This window comes from Streptomyces sp. NPDC102259, from assembly GCF_044766465.1.
Classification (GTDB): domain Bacteria; phylum Actinomycetota; class Actinomycetes; order Streptomycetales; family Streptomycetaceae; genus Streptomyces.
Map to the genome: position 1 here is coordinate 16,029 of NZ_JBIWMA010000024.1, position 15,933 is coordinate 31,961.

Sequence of the window (15,933 nt, forward strand, 5' to 3'; positions counted from 1 at the left end):
GAGTTACCCGGCGGGCTCGGTCGGTTCGGTCGGCTCGGCCCGGCCGCGACGAGGGCGGTACGTCGCGCCCGGGACGCGCTACCGGCCGCACATCGGGGTCAGCACGGCCAGCGTGCCGTTGGCCTGGCGCAGGGCCAGCTCCAGCGTGACGGGCGCGTGCAGCATGCCGGTCCCGTCCGGCGGGACCAGCCACTCCAGGAACCGCGCGGCCCGGTAGGGCGGGGGAATCGCCACCCAGGAGCCCCGGCCCGCGCGTCTCAGTCCCGCGCCGATCCACCGGGTGGCGGGGTCCGGCGGGAGGAAGAATCCGACCCGGTGTGCCGCGGTGTCCACGAGTGTGGGTCCCGGAGCGGGGCGGGACGTCTGCCACAGCAGATCCAGGGTGAGCAGGCCCAGCCGGTCCGGCACGCTGAGGACGTCCCAGTAGCGGCCCGCCTCCAGCAGGGCGATCCCGTCGCCCTGGTCCCATTCCCGCTTGCACAGCCGCGGGTCCGTCGCGGCGGCGGCGAGCCACTCCACGCCGCGCGTCCACATCGCATCGCTCATGTCGGCTCCGTGTGACGTTCGCCCCCGGCCGCATGCCGAGCGGGCATATGCATGCTGGTAGATATTTCTACATGGCGGAAGGGGTGGCGAACCGTGGCGTTTCGGTGTGTTTCGTTCGAGTCCCGAGCCGCTGTTCGGACCCGCGGCGTCGGCCGGACCCCTAGTGGTCGCTCTCCAGGTGCAGTTCGAGCAGGTCCACGCCGTAGTCGCCGCCGTTGGGGGTGCGGATGATCGTGTGGATGTGCTGCTGGGTCGGGGTCCCGTTCGGGCCGCCCATGCCGCCGCCACCGTTGCTGTCCTTGGTGCCGTAGGCGAGCGGCGACTGGGCGTCGTACTCGATGAGGACGACCGGGCTGTGCACGCGGTAGTAGAAGGCCGAGGAGTCCTTGGTCTCGCCGATCCAGTAGAAGTACGTGTCGTCGAGGTGCTCCTCCACCTCCTTCATCTTCACCTCGGCGTGCCCGTCGTCCATGTTGCCGACGTAGACGCGCACCAGGTCCAGCAGAGCGCTCCGCTGGGCGGCGGTGAACCCGGAGGCGACGAGGCCCTGGTGAGCGAGCTCGAGGTTGTCCTGGCCCGCCCCGGCCTTCAGGTTGTCCCCGGCCTTGGACTCCGAGGAGATCACCTTCTTCCGCTGGGCGTCCGTGAGCGACCGCAGCAGGGTGAGGCCGGCCGTCGTCTCCTTCTTGAAGAGGGTGATCTTCTCGCCGACGTAGGTGGCCGAGGTCGGCTCGGAGCCCATGAAGGTGGGCGTCATGACCACCTGGTCGCCGAGCACGAAGTAGTTGATGGCCACATGGTGGCCCTCGTACTGGAAGCCCCACGGCTGGCTGGTCGACGGGGTGCCCATGAAGGTGAAGAAGTAGGCGCCCTCGGTGAGCGTGTCCCGGTTGCCGCCGCTGTAGTCGCCGAGGAAGGCGTTGAGCTTCATGATGTTGCGGGTCTGGGTGAGCCCCTCGGCGGACAGCGCGACCCCGAGCAGCGCGTAACCGAGGTCGCGCTGCTTGTCGGTCAGGTCGCCCATCCGGGCGCCCTCGCGCTGATAGCCGTCGACGTTGCTCCAGGCGAGCCACTCGTCGTCGTCGCCCTCGAAGACGGAGGCCTTGCGCTCCTTGGTGGTCAGCCCGTCCAGGAACGCCTGGGCGGCCTTGACGACCTTGTCGGTGGAGACGTCCGTCGCGTGGATCGAGTACAGGTCGTCCGCGACCTTGCCGTCGGTGGTGACACCGACGAAGTCCGCGTACTTGACCTCGCTCGCTCCGGGGCCCATGCCGCCGGCGCCGCCGCCGGGTCCCCCGGAGGGCATCCCGCCCGGTCCGCCGTAGGACGAGGAGGCGCCCGCGGTGTCGGAGGAGCCGGAGGAGCAGCCGGTCATGGTCGCCATCGCGGCGACACCGCCGGCGAGCAGCGCCTTGTTCATGAACCAGCGACGGCTGCGTTCGGTTGCGGGGGTACGTGGTCGGTGTCCGTGCATGGGCCCCAAGCTTCAGGAGCTACCTGAAGGAAACCTGAAACGGGACCCGCCGTCCCCCGGTCCGCCCCTGCCCCCGCCCGCACACTGGCCTCCGCCCTCGTCTTCATCCGCGCCCCCGTCACGTCCGGCCGGGGCCGCCGTGCGGTACCGGCAGCGGCAGATCGGCCTGGCGCAGCTCCGCCAGCAACTCGTTCTGTCCCGCGAGGAGTTCGGTGAGGATACGGCGGGCGGCCCGCAGCAGCTCGGCCACGTCGCCGCCCGCGAGCGCGTAGCTGACCGTCGAGCCCTCCCGGATCGACACCACGATCCCGGCACGGCGCAGCACCGCCAGTTGCTGAGACAGGCTGGACGGTTCGATCTCGATCTCGGTGAGCAGGTCCCGCACGGCGACGGGGCCGCCCTGGAGCAGTTCGAGGACCCTGATGCGGACCGGGTGCCCGAGCATGCGGAAGAACTCGGCCTTGGCCTGGTAGAGGGGAACCTGCATGGTCTCTCGCTCGCTCCCTGCCGCGTACGTGGTGCGTGGTGCGCGACGGCGCGGCGGCCCGCCCGGCCGCCCGTACGCCACCGCGCGCCACGTGCTGCGTCACGATCCTGGTGGCTGCGGACTCCGCACACCCGTGTGATGCGCTGATCTGGATGTGTCGAGATGAAGAAATCTTCAATTCCAGGGTGTGCGAAGCCGCGGGCCGTCCGGTCGCCTAGACCTCGAGCTCGGCCTCGATCCGCTTGAGCTGGTGGCGGGCCATGGCCAGGTTGGACCGGCCGCGGTCCAGGACGAGATAGAGGAACAGCCCGCTCCCGCCACGGCCCTTGAGCAGCCGGATGAGGTGGTACTGGCTGGCGAGCGTGATCAGGATGTCCTCGATCTCACCCTTCAGCCCCAGGTGTTCCATGGTGCGGACCTTGGCGCGGATCACATCGGTGTTGCCGGCCGCGGCCACGTTCAGATCGAGGTCCTTGCCGCCGCCGAGCGTGCCGAGTGCCATGCCGCTGGTGTAGTCCACGACGGCGACTCCCACCGCCCCCTCGATCGCGGTCATCGTCTCCTTCATCGAGATCTCCAGATTCGCCACGGCGTTTCTCCTGCCGGTTGCGCGGGCCCGGGCTCCTCCGGCCCCGCTGGTTCCTGGAACGTACGGAGCCCGTCCCCCGACGGGGTGACGCGCTTCGGGACTGGCCCGAGGAACTTCGGAACGCGAAGGTCTCCGCCGCATTTTGACCGTGGGGGTACGGGAGTTGAACGGATCGGCGGCGCCGGCGGGAACGCGTGATCCCGTCCCGTCGATCCCGCGCGTCCCCGGGTTCGAATCCCGGCGGCGTGAGATGGCGCGCAGGGAGTGGCGCGCTCGGTCCCTCGCGGTGCAGGATGACCTCAACCATCAGGAATCCTGTTGATTCCGCAGTGCGAGGACGGGACCGATCATGCCCCTCACCACCAGATTCCAGGCCAGGGCCGTCCAGCTGCTGCTCGGCGGCATGATGGCCCGCGTGCACAAGGACCTACGGTTCACCGACGTCCCCAAGCACGCCGAGACCCTTCAGGTGGAGACCGGCGCCGGGCCGGTGACCTGCACCGTCTACCGCCCGTCCGGCGCCGACGGCACGCCCGCCCCCGTCTACGTCAACTTCCACGGCGGCGGGTTCATCGTCGGGCGCCCCGAGCAGGACGACCACCTGTGCCGCTACATAGCCGCCACGGCCGGCTGCGTCGTGGTCAACGTGGACTACGCCGTCGCCCCGCAGCGGCCGTTCCCCGCCGCCGTCACCCAGGCCTACGACGTCACCGCGTGGATCGCCGGGAACGGTGACGCGGGCAGCTGGGACGGCTCCCGGCTCGCCGTCGGCGGACACAGCGCGGGCGCCAACCTGACGGCCGCGGTGTGCCGCACCGCCCGTGACCGCGGCGCTTTCTCACCGCGCCTCCAGATCCTCGACTCCGCCCCCGTCGACATGGTCACCGATCCCGCCGCCAAGCTCTCCCGCATCGCCAAGCCGCTGCTCACCCCCACCCTCATGCGGATCTTCACCGGCGTCTACGTCGCGGACCCGGCCAAGCGCGCCGATCCGCTCGTCTCGCCGGGGCTCGCCGACGACCTCGCCGGGCTGCCGCCCGCGCTGGTCATCACCGCGGAGAACGACCGCCTGCGCGACGAGGGGGACGCCTACGCCAAGGCCCTGGAGGCCGCCGGGGTGCCGGTCACGCACCGCGTCTTCGAGGGCGTCGACCACTACTTCACCCACGTCGGCCCGGTGCCGGCCGGGAAGGAGGCCATCGAACTGATGGCCGCCACCCTGCGCACCGCCCTCGCCGCCTGACACCCCTACGGGACGAGCTCCCAGTCCTGGGAGCCGTCCGCGAGCGCGTTCTGGAGGGTCAGCTGCGCTCCGGCGGACGCGCCCGTCAGGTACAGGTTCGTGTTCCTGACGGACTGCAGCCGGTAGAACCCGTCGGCGGTCCTGACGAGGTTCCAGCTGCCGGTGGCGCTGTTGTCGACCCACTGGCCGATCTTCTGGCCGGCCGTGGCGTTGCCGGTCCAGACGGCCGCCGCCCGGCCGCCCGACTTGTTCAGCAGGCTCACGCCACCGTTCGGCTCGGTCGTCACATGCCAGTACTGGGTGTCCGCGTTCGCCGCCGAGCCCGAGGCCTCGAGCCGGACGTCGGGCACGTCCGCGTTGCCGATGTTCGCGTCGTTGGTCCTGTTCCCGGTGCCGATCACCTGGTCGGTTCTGCGGTTCACCAACTGGTGGTAGGCGCCGGCCGAGTGGCCGAGGTCGACCTCGGCGTAGGCGATCGTGGACGTGCCCTGGTTGTTGAGGATCGCGATGCGCCCGGTGCCCTCGACGTACTGGAGGTCGCGGCTGTAGCCGGCCGCCGAGGTCGTCTGGTACTCCTTCCACGTGCTGTCGCCGCGTCCACTGTCGTTGACCCAGACGTTGCCGCTGCCTGCGGCGTTGTAGACCAGTCGGCCACCGGGCAGCCGGACGAGGACCGGGCTGCCGCCCGTCGCGAGGGCGTGCGAACCGGCGTCGAGCGGCAGGGTGCTCACGCCCGTGCCCGTCGCGGACCCGGCGAAGAACTTCAGCGGGTCGGAGGCGAGCACGTATTTGGTGTCGACGCCTCCGCCCCAGTACTCGAAGGTCAGCAGCCACTTGCCGTCGCTCGTCCGGACGACGTTGGCCATACCGGGCCGCCCGCCGCCGATCTCCGTCTTGCCGCCGCCCATATCCTGGTTCAGTCCCGCGATGTCCACCACCGGGTCGCTCCACTGTGCGGTGCGCCCGTCCCAGGTCTTGTGGGCGAGGATCTGGCCGTGCGAGTCCGTGGCCGTGCCGTTGGCGGGGTCGAGGGTCGGGACACCGGTGGTCGCGTCGAAGCCGGTGTAGTCGTTCTCGTCGGAGTAGTAGCAGACGAGCTTGCCCTTGTGGACCATCAGATACGGCTCCCAGACGGGGTCCACCTGCCGGTTCGTGTTCGCGGCCGCGATGTTTCGGCCGACCGCGCCCGCGCTGCCGCCCTGCCAGCCGCCGGTGGCGACGACGTTCTCGACCCTCCATGTCGCACCGTCGTCGGTGCTGGAGTACAGCGCGATCGCCAGGTCCTGGCGGTCGCCGTCGTTGGTCGGCGTCCAGTTCGGGTCGGCCGCCTTGTGCTCCTTGTAGTAGGCGTCGTCGCCCGACACCACGCTCGCCAGCAGCAGCGTGCCCTGCTTCAGGTTCCCGACGTCCTGCGGAAGGACGTACAGGTACGGGTTGGTCCAGTTGCTCGTGTACTTCGCGTACCTGGCGTCGGCCGACAGATACGCCGGAGCCCTGACCTCCGACAGCGGCTGCCAGGTCGTTCCGTGGTCGTCGCTCTTGTAGACCGGAAGGGTCTGCCGGTCGGCGCTGCCCGTCGCCGTCACGACCGTCGACTTCTCGAACGACGCCACCAGACGCCCGCTCGGCAGCTCCGCCGACTTCGGGTAGACCGCGCAGTTGCCCCGCCCCTTCAGGCACGGCTCGCCGCCGAGCTGGTAGAGGATCCCGCCCGTCGGGGCGTACGCCTGCGCGCCGGTCATGGGGATCGCCAGCAACGCGGACGCGGCGACGACGGTTCCCAGCACTCGGCCCGTTCTTCTTCTCTGCACAGCCCCTCCTCGGGGGACGGCCACGGTGATGTCCGCGGGGATCGGGTCAGGCGACGAGGACACGCACGTCCCAGGGCCCGAGGTCCAGGGCGGCGCCCGCGGGGACCGAGGCGCCGGTCAGGACGTCGGAGAGGGCCAGCGGGACACGGACGCCAGCCGGCTCCCAGCTCCAGTTGTGGACGATGTGGACGCGTCGTCCGTCCGGTGCGGTGCCGGTCGTCGCGGTGACGGAGGCCGGGAGGTCCCGCCAGGCGTGCCGCGCGGCCGGCGCGAGCCACTCGGCCAGCGCCCGCCCGAGGTCGCGCCCCGGCGCGGTGCCCACGTACGTGACCCGGCCCGCGCCGTGCCGACGGCTGGTGACCGCGGGCCAGCGCCCGAAGTGCGGGTGGTCGTACGTGACCAGCACCTCGGCGTCGGTGACGGTCAGGCCGTCGGCCCAGCGGGTCGCCGTCGCACCCTCGGGAAGGTCGAGCGGGCCCCCGGACGCCGATCGCACGGGGACCTCCCCGACGAGATTGCTGAACTCGTCGTACCGGACGCCCGCGACGTCGGTCAGCCGGCCGGGGGCCGCTTCGTGCCGGGCCCGGGCCTCGTGGTCGGCGTAACCGGTGCGCGGGCCGAGGACGAGATGGCCGCCGGCCTCGGCGTAGGCCGCGAGCCAGTCGAGCGTCGAGTCGGCCGCGAGGTACAACGCCGGCACCACGAGCACCGGATGACGGCGGACGGCCTCCTCGGGCGTCACTCCCTCCCTGCCTGGGACGGGCGACCCCGAGCCGCGCGGATCGTGCAACTGGCGGGCGTGCACGATGCGCACCTGACGGCCGGCCTCGAACGCGCCGCGGTAGAAGGGGTCGAAGAGACGGTGGTAGGCGGCCGGGTCCGGTTCGCCGTCCGGCTTGGCCAGCGGCGGGTACTTCTGCATCAGCCACTTGCTCGGCGTCGAGTACACCATCGTGATGTCCGCGTCCGGCTCCAGTCCCGCGACGAGCGGGCCGGCCGCCTCGAACTCCGCGCCGAGCCGGGCGAGTTCGGCGTAGGTGCGGCCGGGCTGCCCGGTGTGCGGGAGGACGCCTCCCCAGTAGGTCTCGGCGCCGAAGTGCAGGGTGTTCCAGTGCCAGTACTCGATCATGCGGGCGCCGCGTGCGACGAGCGCCCAGGCGGCCTGCCGCCACTGGCCGTCGTAGGCGGGGCGGTTGTCCCACGGGAAGCCGATGGAACCGGCATTGGTCTCGGTCACCAGGAACGGCTCCTGGCGGGAGGAGAACATCCAGTCGGCGGTCTGGTACAGCGCCCACACACCCGTGGTCTTCCACTTCTGTTCGTGGTCGTCCGGGGTCGGGTCCGGAAGCAGGAGGCCGTCCTGCATGTCGTAGTACGGGTTCCCGGTGGCGATGTCGAGACGATCGGTCAGCTCGTCGTCCTCCACCGCGGGGCGGGTGTAGGAGATGCAGGTGGTGACGAACTGGCCGGAGTGGGCGTACTCGCGGACGAGGTCGGCCTGCCAGCCGATGAACTCGGTGACCTGGCGGGCCTGGAACGCCCGCCAGGCGACGTCGTACTGGGGCTGCGCGTTGCCGTCCGGCGTCCACAGGTCGGCCCACGTCGACAGCCGGTGCGACCAGTAGACCAGCCCCCACTCGCGGTTGAGGGTCTCGACGTCCCCGTACGTCTCGCGCAGATGGTCCACGAAACGCTGGAAGACACCGTGGTTGTGGAAGAGTTCCAGGCCCGGCTCGTTGTCGACCTGGAAGCCGATGACCGCGGGGTGCTCGGCGTACCGGGCGACGATCTTGCGGATCACCCGCTCGGCGTGGAACCGGAAGCCGGGGTGGGTGAAGTCGACCTCCTGACGCGCGCCCCAGCCGATGCGCTCACCGGTCCGCCGCTCGCCCGTGATCTCCGGGTACTGCCGGACCAGCCACGGCGGGACGGCGTACGTCGGCGTGCCGAGGACGACGGAGATGCCACGCTCGTGGGCGCCGTCCAGCACCGGCTGGAGCCAGTCGAGGTCGAACCGGCCGTTCTCCGGCTCCCAGGTCGACCACACCGACTCGCCGACCCGGATGACGGTGACACGCGCGTCGGCCATCAGATCGAGGTCGGTCTTGAGACGTTCGCCGAGGCGGTCGTCGCCGTAGGGGGGCCGGTACTCGTGGTAGTACGCGGCGCCGAAGAGGACGCGGGCAGGCAGAGCCGCCATGAAGGAAACCTCCGGGGGGAACGAGGGAAGCAAGGGGAACGAGGGAAACAAGAGGGGAAGGGGTTACTGCTTGACGCCACCGGCGGCCAGACCGCTCTGCCAGTACCGCTGGAGCAGCAGGAAGGCCACGACGAGCGGGACGATCGAGATCAGGGAGCCGGTCACGACCAGCGCGAGCATGTCGCTGCTGGCGCCCGCCCCGCCGTTCTGCGCCTGCGCGGCCCAGGAGGAGAGCCCGACCGTGATCGGGTACAGATCCGGGTCGTTGAGCATGATCAGCGGCAGGAAGTAGTTGTTCCAGGTCGCCCCCAGCGTGAACAGCAGCACCGTCACCAGGCCCGGAGCCAGCAGCCGCAGGGCGATCCGGAAGAAGATCCGGGCCTCGCCGGCCCCGTCGATGCGGGCGGCCTCCAGGACGCTGTCCAGGACGGCGTCCTGCGCGTAGACACGCATGAGGTAGAGGCCGAAGGGATTGACCAGGGAGGGCAGGACGACCGCCCAGGGCGTGTTGACCAGGCCCGCCTTGGCGAAGAGCAGATAGGTCGGGATCGCCAGCGCGGTGGTCGGCACCATGACGGCGCCGAGCACCAGATGGAAGGCGGTGCGGTCGCCGCGGAAGCGGAACTTCGCGAAGCCGTACCCGCCGGCGGCCGCGAGCAGCGCGGCCCCGACCGCGCTGACGCCCGCGTACAGCACCGTGTTGACCAGCCAGCGCAGGAAGACCCCGTCGTCCTGGGTGAAGGTCTCCCTGACGTTCGTCAGCAGCTGCGGGGTGTGCGAGAACCACAGGCCGAAGCTGTTGAACAGGTCCTGGGTGCTCTTGGTCGAGGCGATCAGCAGCCAGAAGAGGGGGAGCAGGAAGTAGGCCAGGGCGGCCAGCATGGCGATCGTCAGCGGGGTGCTGCGCCGGGCCCCGCGCCGACGGCGTCCCGGGGGAGTGGCGGGGGCCTGCCGGGTCGGCTCGGCGATCGTGGCCGTGGGGATCGTGGTCGTCACGGGGTCCTCCTGCGGTTCGCGGTGAGCAGGACGGCGTAGGAGGCGATCACGATGACGAGACCGAGCAGGAAGGACACCGTGGCCGCGTAGTTGACCTGCTGGCCGGTGAAGGCGAGCGTGTAGGCGTAGAGGTTCGCGGTGTAGGAGCTGCTGATCACGTCCGGGGCGATGGTCATCAGCAGCTTCGGCTCGTTGAACAGCTGGAAGCTGCCGATCACCGAGAACAGCAGGGTGAGCATCAGCGCCGGGCGCAGGGCCGGCAGCTTGATCGACCAGGCGATGCGCCAGGCGCCGGCCCCGTCCACCGCGGCCGCCTCGTACAGCTCCTCGGGGACGGTGCGCAGGGCGGCGTACAGGATGATCATGTTGTAGCCGACGAACTCCCAGGTCACGATGTTCGCCAGGCTGCCGAGCATCCAGCCGTCGCCGAGAAAGTCCGGGACCGGCAGGCTGAGGTCGCGGCCGAGCTGGGCGAAGGGGCCGAAGTCCGGCCCGTACAGGTAGCCCCACATGAGCGCGGCGACCACGCTCGGGACGGCGTACGGGACGAAGACGCCCAGCCGGATGACACGGGCGAGCCGGAGCAGACCGCTGTCGAGAGCCAGGGCGAACGCCAGCGCCAGCAGCAGCATCACGGGGACCTGGAGCACGAAGAACAGCGCGACGCGCCCGATGCCGTGCAGGAACTGCGGATCGCCCAGGGCCTGGGCGTAGTTGTCGAGCCCGACGAACGCCGTGCCGCCGATGAGGCGTTCCTGGAACAGGCTGAGATAGGCGGCGTAGCCGAGCGGGGCGAGGAAGAGCAGCAGGAACAGCACCATGAACGGTGCGACGAACAGCGGTCCCGCCACCCGTTGGCGGCTCATCTCAACTCCCCTTGACGGTGAAGCCCTGGTTCTCGGCGTACGAGGTGAGCCGTGACTGCCAGGTGCCGAGCGCGCGGACGGTGTCGGTCCCGTCGGCGAGCGACTTGCCGACGGTCTCCGTCCAGTCGGTCGCCGCCTGGTCGAGGAACGGGGGCCACTGGAAGGAGGAGTTGACCGTGGAGCCGATGTCGGCGAAGACCTGGTTGACCTTCTGGCCGCCGTAGAAGGCCGGGGCGTCCGACACGAACTCGGCGTCGGTCAGCAGGGCCTTGGTCGCCGGGAAGAAGAACTGCTCGGTGGCGAACATCCTCGCGCTCGCGGGGTCGGTGTTGAGGAACTGCGCGAACAGCGCCGCCGCCACGGGGTTCTTGGAGGAGCGGATCACCGCGGTGGTCGAGCCGCCCCAGTTGCCCGAGCTGGGCTTGGCGGCGTCCCACTGCGGCAGCGGGGCCGCCCGCCACTTGCCCGCGGTGGCCTTCGCGGAGCCGGAGAGGAAGACCGGACCCCAGGCGGCGGTGATCCAGGTGGCGTACTTGCCCTTGTTGAGCGCCGCGTACCAGGAGTCGGTGAAGTCGGGCTCCACGCCGATGACTCCCTCCTTCGCGAGCCCGCCCCAGTAGGCGCCGAGCTTCCGGGAGACGCTGTCGTCGACGCTGATGGTGATGTCGCTCTTGCCGGACGTCACGTAGGGTTTGGCGCCCGCCTGCCACAACAGGCCGTGCCAGGCGGCCACTTGGTTGGCCGCGAGGTTCGTGAGGTACACCTCGGGGTCGGCCTTGTGCAGCTTGCGGGCCGCGGCGGCGAACTCGTCCCAGGTCCCCGGCACTTCGATACCGTGCCGGTCGAAGATGTCCTGCCGGTACAGCATGCCCATCGGCCCGGTGTCCTGGGGGATCGCCCATATCTCGCCGTCACCGCCGCTGACCTGGCTCCAGGTCCAGTCCACGAAGGTGGACTTGAGCGCGGCGGCGCCGTACGGCCGCAGGTCCAGCAGGCTGTCGGTGATGGTGAACGTCGGAATGGCCTGGTACTCGATCTGCACCAGGTCCGGGGCGCCGCTGCCGGCCTTCAGCGCCGTGCGCAGCTTGGTGTACTGCGGGGTGCCCTGGCCTGCGTTGACCACCTTGACCTTGATGGCCGGGTACCGCTTCTCGAAGAGCGCGACCTCCTTGTCGATGTTCGGGACCCAGGTCCAGAAGGTCAGCTCGGTGGGCGTCTTCATCGCCTTGTCGATGTCGGCCTGCCCGATCGGCTTGCCGGAGCCGGTGGAACCGCCGGAGTCGTCCCCGCCGCAGGCGGTGAGCGCGGCGCCGAGCGACAGGGCGCCCGTCGTGGTGAGGAACAGCCGGCGGCTCATCGAGGAGCGGCCGGGCAGGGGTGTGGACGTGTTCTGGGGCATGGTGAACTCCCGCCGGAGGCGATGGTCACGGCACGCCTGGCGAGGGCGTGCGCGGGCATGGTGGAGGAAGGCGCGGGCGCGACGACCGGGGCTGACACGCCGACGCGGTCGAGGCTGAGGAGGGGAAGGCGGAGGCTTCGAAGGTCGGAGACCCGGATCGGGGTCCGCCGCGATCAGCGGCGGCCCGGTGCGGCTCCGGCAACGGGCCGGTGGCGAAGGGCGCGGACGGTACAGCGGCTCGGCTTCGGGTCACGCGCGCGGCCAGGAGGGTGGTCGGCCGGGTCGGTTCGTGCTGCTCAGTGCGGTGTCGAGGGGCCTCCGTCCGCCGGTCGCGAAGTGGGCGCGGCTGCGCGTGAGGGGGCAGAGGTGCGGGAGGGGGCCGAGGTGCGGGAGGGGGCTGCGGTGCGTCGCCCGCGAGCCGGGGTCGTCCGGTTCGGCGGGGGAGCGGTCGAGAACCGGACGACGAGGTCGACCGGTGGGTCGCTCGCCGGCAGCGGATCCGCTTCCGGGTTCTCGATGGTGTGCACCAGGCGCTTGAGGCCCTCCTGCGCCACGGCGTCGAAGGGCTGCGGGACCGTGGTCAGCGGAGGAGCCACATAGGCGGCGACGGGAACGTCGTCGAAGCCGACGACGCTCACGTCCTGGGGCACCCGCCGTCCCGCTTCCGTCAGTGCGCGGATCAGACCGATCGCCATGTCGTCATTGGCGGCGAACACGGCGGTGACGGTGGAGTCGGCGGCCAGGGCCCGTCCGGCGGCGTACCCGGACGCGGCCGACCAGTCGCCCTCGACGACCGGCGGCACGTCCCTGCCGTGGGCGGCCAGCGTGGTCCGCCAGCCCTCCAGCCGGTCCCGGGCCGCGTACCAGCGCTGCGGTCCGGCGAGGTGGTGGACCGTCGTGTGCCCGAGGTCCAGGAGGTGCTCGGTGGCGGCGCGGGCCATCAGGTCGGCTCCGTCGCCCGCGGTCAGGACCGTGGGCGCGGCGACGGGGGACGGCGCGCCGAGGACGAGGACCGGCACGTCGACGCGGAGGGAGACCTCACCGTCGGCCCCGCGTTCGTCGATCGGCTCGGAGATGACGATGCCGTCCACCCCCTGGTCGAGGAGCGAGTCCACGGCGCCGGCGATGCCCGCCGGGTCACCCTCCATCGTGTTGACCACCCGGAGCGCGTAACCCGTGTCCCGCAGGGCCCGCTCGACTCCCATGAGCAGTGAGGCGGGACCGTACAGGGCGGTGCCCAGCGTCACCACGCCGATGGAACGGGTCCGCCCGGAGGCCAGCGCCCGGGCGGCGTTGTTGCGCCGGTAGCCGAGCTCTTCGGCGGCTTCGAGGACGCGCCTGCGCACCTCGGCGGAGACGTACTGCTCGTCGTTGAAAACCCGGGAAACCGTCTTCTGCGAGACGCCGGCCAGGCCGGCCACGTCCACGCTGCGCGGTGCCGCGGAGTTCTTGCCCCGCCCTGTTCCTCGCGTCACGGTGTCTCCCGGTGGCCGTACGTGCGGACGATGATGCCAGACATCGTCGCCTGACTGCGCTGTCATGTCTACGCAGTCATAAGACGGCCGTCAAGAGTCGGGAACGCATCTGTCACACACGACGGGGCGTCGGCCCGCGCGCGTCAGTTCGTGGGCAGCCACTTCTCCAGGGCGCCGATGAGGCGGTCGAGCGCGGGCTCGTCGGCGGAGCGGTCCGTCATGACCGTGCGGCCGTCGAACTGAAGCGTGTACTGGAACTTGTCGGCCGACCCCATGTCGATCGCGAAGGCGGGGACGTCGGCGAGCGCCGGATCTCCCAGCAGCGTGCGCAGTGTCGTGAACTGGGCCGTCGTGGTGCGGCGCACCGCGGACTCGCCGCTGTCGGTGGTCCGTACCGTGCCGTCGCCCCGGAGGATCACCTCCCGGTTCACCCCGGCGAAGCCGCCGCTGACGGTCATGGTCACCAGCTTCTGGTCCGGACCGGTGACGGGCACGGGCGTCGGGCTCGCCGACGCCGGGACCGACGCGGAGGGGGAGGCGGAGGAGGGCGAGGAGGGGGAGAGGGAGGGGGAAGCGGGCGACGGCGGGGGGTCGGAGACGGTCGCCGTGACGACGGTCTCGTCCGTCGGCTCCGCCGCCTTGCCGTCGTCCCCGGACGAGCAGCCGGCCAGCGCCAGCGCCGCGGCCGCGCACACCATCACCGAACTCCGACTGAGCACCTTGGTCTCCCTGCGTGCGATGTCTCCGTGTGTCATGTCCCTGAGTACCTGTACCCCGAGCGCCGGTATTCGAGCGTCTGTACCTAAGCGCCTCTACCCGAGCGCCTGTCCCTGAGTACCCGTCATGTCAGGGTGTCATGCCGCGGGTTCCGCTGCCCCGGCTGACGCCCTGCCTCTGTCAGAGGTGTTGACCCGACCTCTGAAAACGTTTTAACTTCAGTCGACTCGACCCCTGAGGGGAGGAGACTCCGTGGCGACGTTGCTGCGTGAGAACCCCAGTAAGACGGAAGAGAGCGGCGCGTCTCGACGTCCGTTTCGCCGCCGGAACGAGCGAAAACGTTTTCAGAGAACGCGTAATCGGACGCTGTTCCTGCTCATGCTGCCGGGGCTCGCCTACTTCCTCGTGTTCCACTACGGCGCCCTCGCCGGCAATGTCATCGCCTTCAAGGAGTACGTGCCGTTCGACGGGATCTGGGGCAGCCCGTGGGTCGGCCTCGGCAACTTCCGGCGGATGTTCGAGGACGCCGAGTTCTGGGACGCGGTCCTCAACACCCTCTGGATCGCGGTCCTCCAACTCGTCTTCTACTTCCCCGTCCCGCTCGGCCTCGCGCTGCTCCTGCACACCCTCACCTGGAGCACGGTCCGCCGCTTCGTGCAGTCCGTGGCCTATCTGCCGCACTTCGTCTCATGGGTGATCGTCGTCGCGCTCTTCCAGCAGGTCCTGGGCGACACGGGCATGGTGAACGGCTATCTCGGCGACGCCGGTCTGCACACCGTCGACATCGTCGGCAACCCCGACGCCTTCCGCCCGCTCGTCGTCGCCCAGGTGATCTGGAAGGACGCCGGCTGGGGCACGATCATCTTCCTCGCCGCGCTCTCCCAGGTCGACGAGCAGAGTTACGAGGCGGCCGCGATCGACGGCGCCGGGCCCTGGCGGCGCTTCTGGCACATCACCCTGCCGGCGATCCGGCCGGTGATCGTGCTGCTGCTCGTCATGCGGCTCGGCGACGTCCTCTCCGTCGGCTTCGAGCAGATGCTGCTCCAGCGCGACGCCGTCGGCCCGCAGACGGCCGAGGTCATCGACACCTTCGTCTACTACCGGGGCATCGTCGGCGGCGACTACGGATTCGCCGCCGCTGCGGGCCTGTTCAAGGGCCTGGTCGGCGCCCTGCTCGTGTACGCGGCCAACAAGGTCGCCCACCGCCTCGGCGAACAGGGGGTCTACAGGTGAGCGCCCACGTCCGACCCGCCTGGATGGAGAAGCCGCGGCCCGCCACCCAGGCCGCGAAGGCCGTCGCCCTCGCCACGGTCGTCCTCCTGGTCTGCGTGCCCTTCCTCGTCATCGTGTCGACCTCGCTCGCCGCCCCGCGCGAGGTCGTGGCGAACGGCGGCTGGGTGCTGTGGCCCGAGCACCCCACCCTGGAGGCCTACCGGGACATCCTCGACGGCGGCATCGTCACCCACGCCCTCGCCGTCAGCGCCGGCGTCACCCTCGTAGGCACCGCGCTGAGTCTCGTCTGCACGGTCACCCTCGCCTACGCCCTCTCCCGCCCCGGCGTGTTCGGCGCCCGCCCGGTCCTGCTGCTGATCCTGTTCACCTTCCTCTTCCCGCCGGGCATGATCCCGGGCTTCCTGCTGGTCAAGGAGCTGGACCTGCTGGGCAGTTACGGCTCCCTGGTCCTTCCGGTGCTGGTCAACGTCTTCAACCTGGTCGTGCTGCGCGGCTTCTTCCAGGGCATCCCCGAGGAGCTGTACGAGGCCGCCCGTCTCGACGGCGCCGGTGACTGGCGCGTCCTGTGGACCATCGTGCTGCCGCTGTCGAAGGCGGCGCTCGCCGTGGTCGGACTGTTCTACGCGGTGGCGTACTGGAACTCCTGGTTCTACGCCTCGCTCTACCTCGAGAGCGACCACTGGCCGGTGCAGCAGGTGCTGCGCACCTATGTCGTGGCCGGCTCCGGCCTCACCGACACCACCACCGGCGAGGCCACGGTCAACGCACCGCAGACGATCCAGATGGCCGTGCTGGTGATCGCCACCGTGCCGATCCTGCTCGTCTACCCCTTCCTCCAGAAGTACTTCACCAAGGGCGTGCTCACCGGCGCCGTCAAGAGCTGACCCCGCACTTCGA

General features: G+C 70.5%; 14 protein-coding genes. 3 read left to right on the forward strand and 11 right to left on the reverse strand.

Annotation, left to right across the window (positions count from 1 at the left end; translation table 11 throughout):
* Window positions 1–78: 78 nt before the first annotated feature.
* The 4 genes from ACIRPU_RS36040 to ACIRPU_RS36055 all read right to left on the reverse strand — a co-directional run bounded on the left by ACIRPU_RS36040 (window position 79) and on the right by ACIRPU_RS36055 (window position 3,096).
* Complete coding sequence (locus tag ACIRPU_RS36040; RefSeq protein WP_403874965.1) at window positions 79–546, reverse strand: hypothetical protein; 468 nt, start codon at window positions 544–546, stop codon at window positions 79–81.
* A gap of 160 nt (window positions 547–706) precedes the next feature.
* Window positions 707–2,020, reverse strand: coding sequence for a DUF3500 domain-containing protein (locus ACIRPU_RS36045; RefSeq protein WP_403874967.1), 1,314 nt, complete (start codon window positions 2,018–2,020; stop codon window positions 707–709).
* A 118-nt stretch (window positions 2,021–2,138) separates the two neighbouring features.
* On the reverse strand, window positions 2,139–2,507 hold the full coding sequence (locus tag ACIRPU_RS36050) for an ArsR/SmtB family transcription factor (RefSeq protein ID WP_384119028.1): 369 nt from the start codon (window positions 2,505–2,507) through the stop codon (window positions 2,139–2,141).
* A gap of 214 nt (window positions 2,508–2,721) precedes the next feature.
* Entirely contained in the window at window positions 2,722–3,096 is a 375-nt protein-coding gene (locus tag ACIRPU_RS36055) for a hypothetical protein (protein WP_028806388.1), read from the reverse strand.
* A 349-nt stretch (window positions 3,097–3,445) separates the two neighbouring features.
* On the opposite strand from ACIRPU_RS36055, the gene ACIRPU_RS36060 reads away from it, so the two are divergent.
* Window positions 3,446–4,339 carry an alpha/beta hydrolase gene (locus ACIRPU_RS36060; RefSeq protein ID WP_403874970.1) on the forward strand — a complete coding sequence of 298 codons (894 nt, stop codon included), beginning with the start codon at window positions 3,446–3,448 and terminating at the stop codon, window positions 4,337–4,339.
* 5 nt (window positions 4,340–4,344) lie between these two features.
* Here ACIRPU_RS36060 and ACIRPU_RS36065 read toward each other — a convergent pair whose 3' ends face one another.
* The 7 genes from ACIRPU_RS36065 to ACIRPU_RS36095 form a co-directional block, all read right to left on the reverse strand.
* Window positions 4,345–6,081: an RICIN domain-containing protein gene (locus tag ACIRPU_RS36065; RefSeq protein WP_403875123.1), complete on the reverse strand. Its 1,737-nt coding sequence runs from the start codon at window positions 6,079–6,081 to the stop codon at window positions 4,345–4,347.
* Window positions 6,082–6,196: 115 nt separating this feature from the next.
* Window positions 6,197–8,350: a beta-galactosidase gene (locus ACIRPU_RS36070; protein WP_403874972.1), complete on the reverse strand. Its 2,154-nt coding sequence runs from the start codon at window positions 8,348–8,350 to the stop codon at window positions 6,197–6,199.
* A gap of 63 nt (window positions 8,351–8,413) precedes the next feature.
* Window positions 8,414–9,346 (reverse strand): carbohydrate ABC transporter permease, encoded by a 933-nt coding sequence (locus tag ACIRPU_RS36075; RefSeq protein WP_403874974.1) that lies wholly within the window; start codon window positions 9,344–9,346, stop codon window positions 8,414–8,416.
* Entirely contained in the window at window positions 9,343–10,212 is an 870-nt protein-coding gene (locus ACIRPU_RS36080) for a carbohydrate ABC transporter permease (protein WP_403874976.1), read from the reverse strand. The genes ACIRPU_RS36075 and ACIRPU_RS36080 overlap by 4 nt, the downstream gene beginning before the upstream one ends.
* Before the next feature lies 1 nt (window position 10,213).
* Entirely contained in the window at window positions 10,214–11,611 is a 1,398-nt protein-coding gene (locus tag ACIRPU_RS36085) for an ABC transporter substrate-binding protein (protein WP_403874978.1), read from the reverse strand.
* A 296-nt stretch (window positions 11,612–11,907) separates the two neighbouring features.
* Entirely contained in the window at window positions 11,908–13,038 is a 1,131-nt protein-coding gene (locus ACIRPU_RS36090) for a LacI family DNA-binding transcriptional regulator (RefSeq protein ID WP_403875125.1), read from the reverse strand.
* A gap of 191 nt (window positions 13,039–13,229) precedes the next feature.
* A complete protein-coding gene (locus ACIRPU_RS36095) occupies window positions 13,230–13,841 on the reverse strand; it encodes a hypothetical protein (RefSeq protein WP_403874980.1) in 612 nt (203 codons plus the stop codon).
* Window positions 13,842–14,181: 340 nt separating this feature from the next.
* On the opposite strand from ACIRPU_RS36095, the gene ACIRPU_RS36100 reads away from it, so the two are divergent.
* Both ACIRPU_RS36100 and ACIRPU_RS36105 read left to right on the forward strand, forming a co-directional pair.
* Window positions 14,182–15,036, forward strand: coding sequence for an ABC transporter permease subunit (locus ACIRPU_RS36100; protein WP_355709421.1), 855 nt, complete (start codon window positions 14,182–14,184; stop codon window positions 15,034–15,036).
* A complete protein-coding gene (locus tag ACIRPU_RS36105) occupies window positions 15,033–15,920 on the forward strand; it encodes a carbohydrate ABC transporter permease (RefSeq protein ID WP_403874982.1) in 888 nt (295 codons plus the stop codon). The genes ACIRPU_RS36100 and ACIRPU_RS36105 overlap by 4 nt, the downstream gene beginning before the upstream one ends.
* Window positions 15,921–15,933 lie beyond the last annotated feature (13 nt).